Genomic DNA, 13,356 nt, shown 5'->3' with positions numbered 1-13,356 from the left:
ACGACGCCTGCGGACCCACACTCGCCCCAAGCACAACCCGCGACTTTTCGTGACTTGCGTAGCACCACCGTAGCCAACCACTAATTCGCCGGCCGCATCGAACGGCCATGAGGACTTGAAGATGGACGTCACTACCCTGAGCTTGGGCGATCCACTGGAACCCGCACGCAAGGCCACTGCGCAAATGCTGCAGGAACGCGAGCGGACCTACTCCCTGCCGCAGCCCTTCTACTGCGACGAAAGGCTGTTCGATATCGACATGCAGGAGATCTTCCACAAGGAATGGCTGATCGCCGGCATGACCTGCGAGATCCCCACCAAGGGCAACTACATCACCCTGCAGATCGGCAAGAACCCGATCATCGTGATCCGTGGTGCCGACGGCGTGGTCCACGCCTTCCACAACGTCTGCCGCCACCGCGGTTCACGGCTGTGCACCAGCGACAAGGGCAAGGTGGCCAAGCTGGTCTGCCACTACCATCAGTGGACCTACGAGCTGGATGGCCGCCTGCTGTTCGCCGGCACCGAGATGGGCGCCGACTTCGACATGAAGCAGTACGGCCTGAAGCCGGTAAACGTGAAGACCGCCGGCGGCTACATCTTCATTTCCCTGGCCGAGAACCCACCAGCCATCGACGACTTCCTCGCCACCCTGGCTCACTACATGGAGCCCTACGACATGGAGAACACCAAGGTGGCGGTGCAGACCACCTTGCACGAGAAGGCCAACTGGAAGCTGGTGCTGGAGAACAACCGCGAGTGCTACCACTGCGGCGGCTCGCACCCGGAATTGCTCAAGACCCTGCTGGAATGGGACGACGTCACCGACCCCCGTGCCGACCAGGCGTTCAAGGACCATGTCGCGGCCTCCGCCGCGGCCTGGGAAGCGGAAAAGATCCCCTACGCCCACGCCAGCTTCGGCCTGCGCAACCGCATCGTGCGCATGCCGCTGCTCAAGGGCACCGTGTCCATGACCCTGGACGGCAAGCAGGGCTGCGCCAAGCTGATGGGCCGGATCAAGAACCCGGACCTGGGCTCGATGCGCATCCTGCATTTGCCCCATTCGTGGAACCACTGCATGGGCGACCACATCATCGTGTTCACCGTGTGGCCGATCAGCGCCCAGGAAACCGTGGTCACCACCAAGTGGCTGGTGCACAAGGATGCCGTGGAAGGCGTGGACTACGACGTGGCGCGCATGCGCCAGGTGTGGGACGCCACCAACGACCAGGACCGGCGCCTGGCCGAGGAGAACCAGCGCGGCATCAACTCCACCGCCTACCAGCCAGGGCCTTACTCCAAGACCTACGAGTTCGGCGTGGTGAACTTCGTCGACTGGTACAGCGAGCGCATGCTGAGCAACCTCGGCGCGGAGCCGGCGCCTTACCTCAAGGGTGTGCCCGTTAACGGATAGGAGCAGTGGGTAGGAGCAGCTGCGAGCAGTAAGCGGCAAGCGCCAAGACAAGCGCCCGGGGCGGGTTGAGCCTGTCCCCGGGCGTTGCCGTTGCAGCAGGTCGGATCAGGCCAGCGGCCAGCTGACGGCGCCGTTCTCGCCAACGAAGGTTTCGCTGATCTGCGCGCCGTTCAACTTCACCCTCACGTAGCCATTGCGCACCCGCAGCGGATAGTTCGGATCATCTGCCGACAAGGTTTCCGACCATTTCACCCGGGGCTTGCCTTTCAGTTCGCTGGTAACCCCATAGGGAATCGCCCCGTGGCCGATGCAGCGACCGTACATGCCGTTCTGGGGCGCATAGCAGATGCCGTTATGCAGGTGCCCCCAGTACCAGTAGTCCGGAACCCGCCCCAGGGCATCGACCACCTGCTTGTACAGCGCGGTCTGCTGCTGGCCGCTGATATCCAGCCCCTGGTGATGACTGAGAACCATGATCCGCCGCCCCTGCCCCTTCTCGGCCACCAGGCCCTTGAGCCACTGGATCTGCTGGGTGTTGAGGTTGCCGTCCATGTACAGGTTCATCTCGTCGGCGGCATAGGCGCTGTCCAGGCCAAGGATCAGCCAGTGGGTGTTGAACAGGGCGAAGTAGCTGGTGCCCTGCTGCCGGGGGAACAGGGCCTGGATCTCGGCGAAATAGCCGTGGGCGCCGCTGTACATCTCGTGGTTGGAGTTGAGGCTGAATGACGCCAGGGAACCCTGGGGCCAGTGAGTGAGGTCGGCGTCTTCCTCGGTGCCGGTGCCGGCGTAGTACACGTCGCCCAGGTGGATGGTGACGTCCGCCTGGTCAGCGAGCATCAGCTCGGCCACCCGCTGGGCCGCCGATTGCGTTTCGAAATACCCGGTGCCCCAGTCCCCGGCCATGTCCAGCAGCACTTCGTCGGCCATCTCGATCAGCGCCGGGGTGGTGGCGAAGGGCGCATGCTTGCGCAGGTTCTCGATCCAGTTGAGCAGGGCCTCGCTCCAGCGCAGGTCCAGCAGCTCCCACTGGCGACAGCCCAGCAAGGTGCCGTCCTTCATGACCTGGGTCTTGAGCTCGTCCACCGATTGCGGCAACGGCTGGGCATTGCCCAGGTGCAGCACCGACAGACCGTGGGCCAGTTCCCAGGGTACCGGCGGTTGGCCGGGCGGCAGGTCGCCGTGGATCAGCGCGTACTGCGCCTGATCGTGGGCCCGCTGCAGCAGCTGCACTATGGCTTGCAGTTCTGCGGGCTGCAGCTGATCACGGAGCTTTTTCCAGGCCAGGTCGAGCCTGGCCAGCAGCCCGTCGATGCGGGTTTTCAAATGCTGGAAGTCATGTTCCAGATTGCTCACAAACGACATGTCGGTATCCCTCTCGTGGTCCATGGTCGCTGGCGCCTCGTGGCGTCAGAGGGTTTTCATGTATTCGATCAACTGCCACTTCTGCGTATCGGAAAGTTCGGTGCCATACAGGTGGCCGCTGTTGCCATTGCCCTCCAGATGGGTGTCGTACTTGAACAAGCCCGAGCCCTGCACGGCCGGACCGCTGGTGACGAAGCCGACCTTCTGCGGGTCGTAGATATCCGAGCCGGTGAAGAACACCTGGGGCCGCAGCTCTGGAGCCTGCAACAGGTCCCACAGGCTAGGCACCGAACCGTTGTGCAGGTAGGGCGCGCGCAGCCAGATGCCATCGGTGGGGGTGTTGCTGTAGCTCTGGGTCTTGCGGTAGGCGCCAAAGTCGAAGGGCGGCTTCTTGAAACCGTGGAAGGCCTGCACCAGGCCAGTGGTGAAGGAGTCCAGGCGATGAGGGTCGGTGCCCAGTTGCTGGATCTGGGTAGTGACCTGGCCGGTGTCGGCCTTGCCGAAATCATGGCAGCCGGCGCAATTGGCCTCCCACAGCGGCTTGCCCTGGGCGGCCTTGGCTTGATCGATGGCGAACGGCCAGGCCGGCGGCTTGTGCCCCAGCAGCCAATTGGTGACCCGGTTGAAGCTCTGCGGCAGCACCGATTGCGGGGTGGCCCCCACGGCCATCGCCGCCGCGTAGTTGCGCTCGCGAATCTGGTTGTTGTTGCCGTCCCAGTGCAGGTACATCGACTCCCGGGGTTTCTGGTTCCAGATCTGCGGCAGGTCCACGGTGCCAATGGTGGAATCGTCGGGGAAGCCGAACACCACCATCTTGGTCGGGTTGAAGGTGTCGGTGCGCCCCGGCCCTTGCTGCGGCCGCAGCTTCTGCCAGGCATAGGCCTGTTTCTGCTTGAGCAGCGCGTTCTTGGCCATGGGCATGATCAGGTAGCGGTTGTACAGGCGCTCGACGAACCCCAGCTGGAACTTGGCGTTGATCGCGTTCATCAGCGCATCCACGGTGAATTTCGGATCGCTAGCGCAATCGTAGGCGAACCACTGGAAGGCCTGGAGCTGCATCAGGTTGGCCGGCGCCGTGGCCACCACCGTGGGCACGTCGCTGGCGCTGGCGCGGTAGGCACCGGTGTGGCACAGGGCGCAGTTGGGTTCTACCGTGGGGTAGCCCAGCTGACGCTTGGCCATGCCCACCGGCAGCTCGCGACCATTCTCGTAGAGAAACCCGAAAACCTCGTAGCCACCGGGCCGGGGCAGTTTTTCCGGGCACAGCTGCGGCAGCACGGCGAACAGGTAGTAGGGTATCCGCGCCTCGATGCCCAGGCCGATGGCGGCGTACTTGAAGTGATCTTCGTCGGAGGCCTCGGGTGGCTGTGGCACTTCGCGGAGCATATTGACCCAGGCGGTATAACCGACAATGCCCAGCACCAGCAGCCCCAGCAGGGTCTCCACACGAAAGCCGTGGCGCTGCCAGCGGGCCGCCCAGTATTGGCGCCAGGCCTGCAGCCCGGCGCAGAGCAAGGCCCAGGGCCGGTTGGCCGGGGCGCTGCCCAGGTACAGGGTTATCCCCAGCAGCAGGAACATGCTGAGGTCGCCCAGCAACATGGGCACGAATACCTGGGACTGGTTGCTGGTGTCGATCAGGTAGATCCAGAACGCCACGGCAATCAGCCGCGACAGCACGCACAGCCAGGAATGCACCACGAAACGCAGCGCGTTGCAGCCCGAGGGCATGTAGAACAGGCTGATGCCCACCAGCAGCATGCCGGCGTTTTCCAGCCAGGGGTCGGACAGCACCGGCGGCAGGCCGACCACCGCCGTCAGCATGGCCGGGGCGAACAGCGCCGGCAGGGCGAACACCATATTCATGGCGATGCCCAGCCAGATAAAGCGTTGGAACCAGCGGATATAAGCGTTCATCTGAGCCTTCCCTGTCTACCTGTGAAGCTGCCCCGGGCTCGAAAGCCGTGGGCAGGCTGCAAGCACGACGCGGGCGACCGCGTCGCGTGCCAGAACCGCGTCCGTGGCGCCACGGGCCGCGAGCAACAGGTTCAGCCCAAGGCGGTCTTCTCCAGATGCGCGAGCATCAGCGGGTATACATCCACCACCGCATCCTTGCCGAAGATGCAGTCGATATGGCCGTAGCCCGGCACCACATGGCGGCTGTAGAGCTCTGGGCCATGCATCTGGCACAGGCGCTCGTAGGTCTTCTGGGTGCTTTGCGGCAGGTAGCACTGGTTGTCGGCGCCGCTGATAAAGCAGATCGGCAGCTTCAGCCGGTCGAAGTGCGGCATGTACACATCGCGGCCCTTGAAGTCCACCAGATGGCCCTTGCGACAGATCAACGCCAGGTGCTCGAAGGTCTGGATATTGGACTCGCCGAACAGCTCGTGGAGGTTGTCGTGCAGGTTCTGGTTGAGGGTGTCGTGGCGGTACAGCGAGGCGTACATAAAGGTAATGCGATGGCACACCGGGTTGTTGCAGTAGCCCTGGGCCTCGATCCGCGCATAGCCGTTGAGGGCCGTGTCATACAGCCGGCTGAACAGGCTTTCCTTGCTGTCGGCATAGGCCGTCAGCGACTTGATGCCAATGGCATCGAGCATGCCCGGCAGGTGCAGCCCGGCCTTGATCCCGGTGGCGGTGGCCACCACGGTGTCGGCGGCGATCTGCGAGCAGACCACCGAACGCACATCCTGCAGGCCCGCCAGCAGCGACATGAAGAAGGTGGTGGCGCCGTAGCAGTGCACCACGCACTGCACATCGCGGGCACCGGTGGCCTGCTTGATCTGGCCAATCGCGGCCTTGAAGTCGTAGGCCGCGATCTGGTCGCCATTGCATTCCTGCTTGCTCGCCGGCAGCAGGATGCTGACCCGGAAATCCAGGAGCCAGACGTCATAGTCGTGCTTGCACAGGTACTCCAGCAGGTTGGTCTGGATGGTGTCGGTGGAGAAGATATTCGAGCCCACCCCCAGCCCATGCACCAGCATCACCGGGCCCTTGCGGCCGGCCTGGTAGCGGGTCAGGCGCAGTTGCACGCGGTCTTCGGTCTCGAAGAACTGCACCGTGGGCACCGGCGCGTCCAGCGGCCGCTTGACCCGTGGCGGCGCGTCGGGGTTGAAGTAGATATCCCCGGCAAACACCCCGCCGTAGCTTTCCCAGAGAATCCCGGCGAAGAACTTGCCGAAGCGCGCCAGGGCTTCGATGCGCTCGCGCTCGTTACGGGCATTGAGCACCTTCATGGTGGTCATCTGCCGGGCGAAGTCCGCCGGCTGGATATGCATCACCCCCGAGCCCAGCACCGGGCCGCTCTTGTCCTGGCCGCGATAGAGGGTGACATACAGGGTGCTGGTGTCGGGCCAGATATTCAGCACGCCATGGTCGCTGGGCACCGTCTTGAAGGCGCTGAAGTAATACTCGCTGCCATCCTCGGCGCTCAGGCGCATGTCGTAGTTCATATGGCGCACGCCCACCTGCTGCTGGTATTCCTCGAACAGGTTGAACACCCCGTGGCTGGCCACCAGGGGCTGTGGCGACAGCACCGGCGCGTCCAGGGTGCCCACCAAGGTGGCGGCGTGGGCGGGCTCCTTGAGCATGCGGTTGAGATCGGCGGCGGTGATGGTCAGGGTGAACTCGATGGGCGAGTTGTCCTCCTGGCCGCGCTTGGCCGCCTGCTGGTAGAGCGCCAGGTCGGTGCCCTGGGGCTGGGTGAAGGCGGTGGAGAAATAGCCCTTCATGGTCTCGGTGAACTGCACCCCCAGGGTGTCGGGCGCCACCGCCTTGCTCGGGGCCGAGGGCAGGCTGTAGTTGATCTTCCAGCCGCGATCCTCGGCCAAAAGACGCATGTTGCGCTCACTGACCGCAGAGATGGTCAGCAGCGGATTGACCGCCAGCGAGGTGGGAATCACCGCTCCATCGGCCACATAGAGCCCGGGGTACACGGCATCGCCACTGCTGCCGCTGAACACCTGGCCCTTGTGGTTGACCACGCCCTGGGCGGCGTCCTCGCCCATCACGCAGCCCCCCAGCGGATGCACCGAAACGATGCTGTGCTTGAGCAACTGGGTCCAGATCGGGTTCTCCACCCAGATACCGCCCAGGGCACGGGTGGCCTGGTGCAGGCGCTCGTTGCCGAGCAGCACATTGGGCTGCTCGCCCACCCCCGGCCAGTCGATGCGCAGCTGGTCCTGGGCGTCCAGCAGCATGCGCCCGCGGCCATTGTCGTGGCTCATGATCAGGTAGGTCTGCATATTGTGCAGCGCGCCGTGGTAAGGCCCACGCAGGAAGCTCTCAGCCTCGCGCTCCTTGTAGCCCAGCTTGCCGCTGAGGCTGTCGTCGCTGGGCTGGCCCAGGGTGCTGGCGAACAGCGCCATGCTCGGCACCATGGCCCGGCCCAGGGCACCGGGAATCGAGCCCTCCTCGATCACCATGCGGCTGCGCCAGTCGCCCTCGGTGCGCATGTCGATAATTGAAGTGATGCAGGGCCCCACGGGTTGCAACTCGCTGGCCGCATGGGTGCCGAAGCCAATGCCGTTGATGGTCTGCTGGCAGTTGTGACCGAAGCCGAGGATGTCGCCATTGCCGCTCATGTGCTCGCCCAGTTGCGCCGAAGTGGCCAGGCCCTTGGCCCGAGAGCGCAGGAGGATTTCGGTGGAGCCCAGGGTGCCGGCGCTGAGCACGACGATATCGGCCTTGACGAACAGGGTCGGTGCCGAGAACTTCTCGCGGCCGCTGTCCAGGTACTGGAAGTGCACGATCCAGCCGTCGCCATCGCGTTCCAGGTAACGCACTTCGGCCTGGCAGAAAATCTGTGCACCGTGATTCCAGGCATCGGGCAGGTAGTTCATCAGGGTGGTGTTCTTGGCCTTGTTGTTGCAGCCAGAAACGCAGTCGCCGCACTGGTTGCAGGGCAGTTGCTCGACCCCGACATGATTGAGGTTGTTGGGCAGCTTGGCGAAGTTGACGTTGATCGGCGGCTTGTAGAAGTGCTTGTCCTGCTTGAGGAACTGCGCCGATTTGCGGTGCGCCTGGAGCTTGGGCAAAGGCGGCGCGGAATCGGGATAGGGGTTGGGCTTGAGCATTTCCCGAGCCCGGGCATAGCCCTCCTTGAGCAGGGTGTCGCGGTGTTCGCGCACCGCCTTCGGCCAGCGCGGGTCATCGAAGACGCCGGGTTCGGGCTCCAGGGACACGTTGGCGTTGATCAGCGAAGTACCCCCCAGGCCGCAACCGACCACCACGTTCTGCTGGGCGTTGACGTGCAGATCGAACAGCCCGGTGCGCGAGCCGATATGGCCTTCGGGGTCATGCACCTGCAACTCCTCGGTGGCGCTGACCAGGGTGTTGGGGTACTCGCCGGGGCGAATCTCGCGCCCGCGCTCCAGCAGGCAGACCCGGCGTCCGGCCCGGGACAATCGGGAAGCGGCGATGCCGCCGCCGTAGCCGGAGCCGATGACAATCACGTCGTAGTGTTCCTGGATCTCGCTGATGGGGCTGGCGATCCGAGTCATGGCGGAGTTCCTCTCAGGCAGATGGGGCAACTCTGTGGTCGCCTCTAATAGTCAGGTGCAGCCGGGGGCGCGGCGGGCAGCCGTACAGGCCGACCTTGGCGCCGCAAACACAATCGTTGCAACAGTGAGGGGATGCAGGCCGGGCTATAGGCGTGCGCGCTGGTTGGCACAACGACGACGGGTACGTCGCGGCGTCAGGCTATGGGCTGGAGAAGCGGGTGATAGACGACAATCCATTGCCTGGCCTCCCTGGGCAGCATGTGGATAAGTAGCTGCCAAGTCCTTGTGGCATGAGTGAAGACAGCCCCCCTCCTAGTGTCAAGCCAGGCATTAGAACTGTATGAAATTTGAGCTATTGCCGCACACGCTATGGAATGCAAGGGATACAGCCTTCGACGAACAACTTATCCACATGTTGGCCCACAGCAATTGTGAGCAAGTGCCGGGGCCTTGGGGATAGTTCGCCGGACAACGCCAGGAAAATCCGTGACTTGGGTGCAGACAGCGCTTTTCAGCGTGATTGATCAATTTTTGCGCAATTGCGTACAAGCCACGTCATCAAAGGGCTGCAGCCGAAGGCAAACACCTTATCCACAGAAAGGCCAACAGACTTTGGGGGCAACTGCGGACCCTGCTGTGGAAAACCCCTGAAAGCCATGAAAAATCAGGCGTCCGGGTGCTTGAACAGGCGTATTTAGAGGTTTTGGATATTTTTTGATCAGGCAGCGCAAAGTCGCTAAATACAAGGGCTGTAGCGCTAAGCGAACATCTTATCCACAAAAGCGCCAACAGACTTTGGGGGCAACTGCTGTGCAAAAGTCCCGCTTCGGATTGCCCGATCCGCAGAAAAAACCTCGAAAAAACCTGCACTTGGCCTGATCGAATTTTGTACAACCGCCTGTAGACCTTGCTCTGCCTGGGCTTGAGCAAGGCACGAACATCTTATCCACAGGGCCGCACACAGGGATTGTGAGTAACCCCCTCTACGCTGTTATCCCCCTTGCAGGAGCTGGCCGGGCGGCGCACGGCTTGCGGGCCTGTTCGCCGACAAGCCGGCTCCTAGGAGAGGAGATTGAGTGGTGGCGTCAGCGCACCACGCCCTCTTCGATCAGCAGCTTGAGAATGGCCTCGGCCCCAGCCTCGGGGCTGACGCCCTTGAGCACCTGGCCGGTGCCGCCGCTGGCCTTGGCGGTCGCGGCCTTCATGCGATCGGCGCCGCTCTTGGCCTTGATCACTTTCAAACGCTTGGGCCGTGGCCGGGCCGGTTGCAGGCTGGCGCCGGCCAGCAGCTGGTCTTCCAGCACCATCACCTGGTCGGCCTGCAGCACACCGCGGCGCGCCGGGCCGTAGGCGCTCTGGCGCGGCTTGGGCGCGGCGTTATCCACAGTGGCGAGAAACGGCAGGCGCACCTTGAGCCGGCGCCGTTGGCCACGGGGCAAGGCTTGCAGCACATGGGCCACGCCATCCCCCAGGGATTCGACCTGGGCCAGGCCCACCACCAGCGGCCAGCCGAGGTTCTCCGCCAGGAGGAAAGGCAGCATGCCCGAGCCCTCGCCGGTTTCCGCCTGGCTGCCGGTCAGCACCACCTGGGCGCCGGCGTGGCGCAGGTACTGGGTCAGGGCCGGCAGCGCATCGGCGCCCGCCGGTTGCTCCAGTACATGCAACTGTTCCAGGCCCATGCCCAGGTAGGCGCGCAGCGCCGGCTCGGCCACATCGCCGGCATGCAGTACCTGCAATTGCTCACCGGCCAGTTGCAGGCCCAGCTCCACCGCCCGGGCATCCTGTTCGGCGCGCCGTGGACGGCCCGAGGTGGGGTGGGCGCCGATGGATACCAGGCTGATCACATTGCTGTGCATAACTGTCCCCTTAAGCCGCATCGCGCTTGGCACCGTCGCGGTAGGCGCTGACCGCCGCGATCAGGGCCTTGAGAATCTCGGCGCTGTCGCCGATCACCGACAAGTCGGCACGTTTGATCATGTCGCAGCCCGGGTCGAGGTTGATCGCCACCACCTTGTCGCAGGCGCCGATGCCTTGCAGGTGCTGGATCGCTCCGGAAATCCCCACCGCCACATAGACCCGCGCGGTGACCCAGATACCACTGGCCCCCACTTGCCGGTCACGGGCCATGAAGCCGTCGTCCACCGCCACCCGCGACGCGCCCTCGGTGGCGCCCAGGGCCGCGGCGGCCTGGTGGAACAGTGGCCAGTCCTTGACCCCGTTGCCGCCGGAAAAGATGAACTCGGCCTCGGCCATGGGAATCGCCGCCGGGTCCACCGCCACCGCGCCCAGGTCCTCGATCCGCGCCAGGCTGCGGGCCATGCCTGTGGACAACTCCACCGGCAAGGCCTCATGGCGGGTTTCGCTGACCGGCTCGGCGCATTCGGCGGCGGCCAGGATCAAGCGTGCAACCGGCCGCGCCAGGTCTTGCAGGCCGGCACCGGCACGGCCGATGCACTGCCCATCCTTGACCTGCCAGACCCGGGTTGCCGGGCGTTCGCCCAGGGCCGCAGCAAAGCGCCGGCCCAGCTCGCCGCCACCGGTGCGGCTGTCGGGCAGCAGCCAGTGCCGTGGGCTGAACTGGTTATCCACAGCCCGCAGGCCCTGCACCCGTTGTTCCGGTGCATAACCTTCGAACTCGCTGCCCTGCAGCACCAGCAAGCGGTCGACGCCGGCCGTGGCGAAAGTCGATTCCTTGTGCTCGCCGAACACCACTGCCAGCACCGCGCCGTCCTGCCCCGCCAGTTGATGGGCCAGGCCCAGCAGATCGCGGTCATGACTGCTCAGGCGGCCACCGACCATGTCCGGCACCACGCTGATGTAGAACGCCGGTTGCGCCACCTGATGCAGCGGCAACTGCACCTCGGCCGCCGCGCTGCGCTTGGCGCTGCCGCCCTGTTGCGCGCCACTGCGATCGATGCGCTTGAGGCCGTTGGGGCCGATAAAGCCAATGCCGTGGAGGTTCTTGCGGATCAGGCCATTGGGCCCCATCCAGCTGTGCTGCGCCGGCTGCATGGCGGCGTGCAGCGGATGCAGGCGGTTGCGGGCGATCCACTCGGCCCGGGGATCGCGGCGGATAATGTCGCTCATCAGTGCACCTCCGCAGGTTCGGGTTTGAGCACCACAGCCTTGCCCGGTGCGGCCTCGTCCAGCAGGGCGTCGGCCACCAGCTCGGCGATGTCCTTGATCGCCGGACGCGGTTCCACCACCCCTTCGAGCATCGCCGTGCACTGTGGACAACCCACCGCCACCAGCTCTGCGCCGGTCTCACGGATGTCTTCCATCCGCATATCGGGAATCCGCTGCTTGCCGGGAATGTCGGTGATCGGCGCGCCGCCGCCACCGCCACAGCAACGGGAACGGAAGCCCGAGCGCTGCATTTCCCTGATTTCGATGCCCAGGGCCCGCAACACAGAGCGCGGTGCCTCGTACTCGCCGTTGTAGCGGCCCAGGTAGCAGGGGTCGTGATAGGTCACGCTGCTGCCCTTGTGCTGGCCGAGATTCAGCGCACCGGCGCCGATCAGTTCCGCGAGATAAGTGCTGTGGTGCTGCACCAGGTAGTGGCCGCCGAAGGCGCCATATTCGTTTTTCAGCACATGGAAGCTGTGGGGGTCGCAGCTGACGATGCGCTTGAAGCGGTACTTGGCCAGGGTCTGGATATTGCGCTTGGCCAAAAGCTGGAAGGTCGCTTCATCGCCCAGGCGCCGGGCCACATCACCGCTGTCACGTTCTTCCAGGCCGAGCACGGCGAAGTCCACCTGGGCCGCCTTGAGCACCTTGACGAAGGCCCGCAGGGTGCGCTGGTTGCGCATGTCGAAGGCACCGTCGCCGACCCAGAACAGCACGTCGGTGGTGTTTTTCTCGCTGAGCAGCGGAAGATTCAGGTCGGCCGCCCAGTTCATCCGTCCGCCGGGGTTGAAGCCGCCGGGGTTGTCGGTGGCGATCAGGTTTTCCAGGACCTCGGCGCCCTTGTTCGGCGTCGCGCCTTTTTCCAGGGTCAGGTGGCGGCGCATATCGACGATGGCGTCGACGTGCTCGATCATCATCGGGCACTCCTCCACGCAGGCCCGGCAGGTGGTGCAGGACCACAGGGTCTCGGCGTCCACCAGGCCGTTGACTATGGGCTGGTGCGGGTTGCCGCCGTGTTCGCCGATGGCCTTGCCAGGGTACGGGCTACCGGCGAACTGGGCGTCGGTACCGCCGGCCAGGCCCACCACCATGTCCTGGATCAGCTTTTTCGGGTTCAGCGGCTGGCCGGCGGCAAAGGCCGGGCACGCCGCCTCGCACTTGCCGCACTGCACGCAGGCGTCGAAGCCCAGCAACTGGTTCCAGGTGAAGTCCTTGGGTTTTTCCACCCCCAGGGGCGCGCTTGGGTCTTCCAGGTCCAGGGGCTTGAGGCCGGTGGAACGGCCACCGCCAAAGCGTTCGGCGCGGCGGTGCCATGCCAGGTGCAGGGCCCCGGCGAAGGCGTGCTTCATCGGCCCGCCCCAGGTCATGCCGAAGAACAGCTCGCTCACGCCCCAGACCACGCCCAGGGCGAGCACCGCCGCCAGCAGCCAGCCGCCGAAGTCTTGCGGAAGAATGCCGGCCACCGGCAGGGTCGCCACGAAGAAGCTCACGGAGAATGCCAGCAGGCTTTTCGGCAGGCGCATCCATGGGCCCTTGGACAGCCGTACCGGCGGGTTGCGTCGACGCTTGGCGACAAACAGCGCGCCCACGAACATCAGCGTGGTGGCCAACAGCAAGGCATAGCCGAGGATGCGGTTGTGCAGGCCGAAACCGTGCACCAGGATCGCCAGCACCGCGGCCAGGACAAAACCGCCCGCGGTGGCCACGTGGGTGTTGGCCATGTACTTGTCCCGGGCCACCACATGGTGCAGATCCACCATGTAGCGCTTGGGCATGGCCAGCAGGCCGCCAAGCAGGTCGACCTTGGAAGCTCGCCCCTGGCGCCACAGGGCCACGCGACGCAGCGCGCCGAGGACCGCAAGGCCCAGGGCGGCGAATAGCAGAATGGGCAGAAGGGTGTTCAACATGGTGAAGCTCCCGCAAGGGTCTTACAGGAACAGCTTTGAGTGGCGAGGG

7 protein-coding genes are annotated in these 13,356 nt (G+C 64.7%); 1 reads left to right on the top strand and 6 read right to left on the bottom strand.

The annotated features are described in order from the left end of the window. The first annotated feature begins 121 nt into the window (after positions 1 to 121). Positions 122 to 1,414 (top strand): glycine-betaine demethylase subunit GbcA, encoded by a 1,293-nt coding sequence (gene gbcA / locus J4P02_RS05190; RefSeq protein ID WP_426188440.1) that lies wholly within the window; start codon positions 122 to 124, stop codon positions 1,412 to 1,414. Positions 1,415 to 1,519: 105 nt separating this feature from the next. Here gbcA and J4P02_RS05185 read toward each other — a convergent pair whose 3' ends face one another. The 6 genes from J4P02_RS05185 to dgcB all read right to left on the bottom strand — a co-directional run bounded on the left by J4P02_RS05185 (position 1,520) and on the right by dgcB (position 13,307). Then, on the bottom strand, positions 1,520 to 2,776 hold the full coding sequence (locus tag J4P02_RS05185; protein ID WP_426188438.1) for a metallophosphoesterase family protein: 1,257 nt from the start codon (positions 2,774 to 2,776) through the stop codon (positions 1,520 to 1,522). A 45-nt stretch (positions 2,777 to 2,821) separates the two neighbouring features. Continuing rightward, positions 2,822 to 4,690, bottom strand: coding sequence for a hypothetical protein (locus J4P02_RS05180; protein ID WP_426188436.1), 1,869 nt, complete (start codon positions 4,688 to 4,690; stop codon positions 2,822 to 2,824). 131 nt (positions 4,691 to 4,821) lie between these two features. After that, a complete protein-coding gene (locus tag J4P02_RS05175; protein ID WP_426188434.1) occupies positions 4,822 to 8,274 on the bottom strand; it encodes an alpha/beta fold hydrolase in 3,453 nt (1,150 codons plus the stop codon). Positions 8,275 to 9,359: 1,085 nt separating this feature from the next. Beyond that, positions 9,360 to 10,130, bottom strand: a complete 771-nt coding sequence (locus J4P02_RS05170; RefSeq protein WP_426188432.1) for an electron transfer flavoprotein subunit beta — start codon at positions 10,128 to 10,130, stop codon at positions 9,360 to 9,362. A gap of 10 nt (positions 10,131 to 10,140) precedes the next feature. Beyond that, the gene (locus J4P02_RS05165; protein ID WP_426188430.1) at positions 10,141 to 11,361 is read right to left on the bottom strand and encodes an electron transfer flavoprotein subunit alpha/FixB family protein; all 1,221 of its coding nucleotides are present in this window, start codon (positions 11,359 to 11,361) and stop codon (positions 10,141 to 10,143) included. Continuing rightward, positions 11,361 to 13,307, bottom strand: coding sequence for a dimethylglycine demethylation protein DgcB (gene dgcB / locus J4P02_RS05160; protein WP_426188428.1), 1,947 nt, complete (start codon positions 13,305 to 13,307; stop codon positions 11,361 to 11,363). The genes J4P02_RS05165 and dgcB overlap by 1 nt, the downstream gene beginning before the upstream one ends. Positions 13,308 to 13,356 lie beyond the last annotated feature (49 nt).

It is taken from the genome of Pseudomonas sp. NFXW11 (genome assembly GCF_049887815.1).
In the GTDB taxonomy this organism is placed as follows: domain Bacteria; phylum Pseudomonadota; class Gammaproteobacteria; order Pseudomonadales; family Pseudomonadaceae; genus Aquipseudomonas.
Note: the sequence above shows the minus strand (reverse complement) of the source record. Positions and strands in the feature narration are given on the sequence as shown.

Coding starts and splice junctions, on each gene's coding strand:
- J4P02_RS05165 (WP_426188430.1), bottom strand. CDS start 11,361: ATGAGCGACATTATCCGCCGCGATCCCCGGGCCGAGTGGATCGCCCGC.
- dgcB (WP_426188428.1), bottom strand. CDS start 13,307: ATGTTGAACACCCTTCTGCCCATTCTGCTATTCGCCGCCCTGGGCCTT.
- J4P02_RS05180 (WP_426188436.1), bottom strand. CDS start 4,690: ATGAACGCTTATATCCGCTGGTTCCAACGCTTTATCTGGCTGGGCATC.
- J4P02_RS05175 (WP_426188434.1), bottom strand. CDS start 8,274: ATGACTCGGATCGCCAGCCCCATCAGCGAGATCCAGGAACACTACGAC.
- J4P02_RS05185 (WP_426188438.1), bottom strand. CDS start 2,776: ATGTCGTTTGTGAGCAATCTGGAACATGACTTCCAGCATTTGAAAACC.
- gbcA (WP_426188440.1), top strand. CDS start 122: ATGGACGTCACTACCCTGAGCTTGGGCGATCCACTGGAACCCGCACGC.
- J4P02_RS05170 (WP_426188432.1), bottom strand. CDS start 10,130: ATGCACAGCAATGTGATCAGCCTGGTATCCATCGGCGCCCACCCCACC.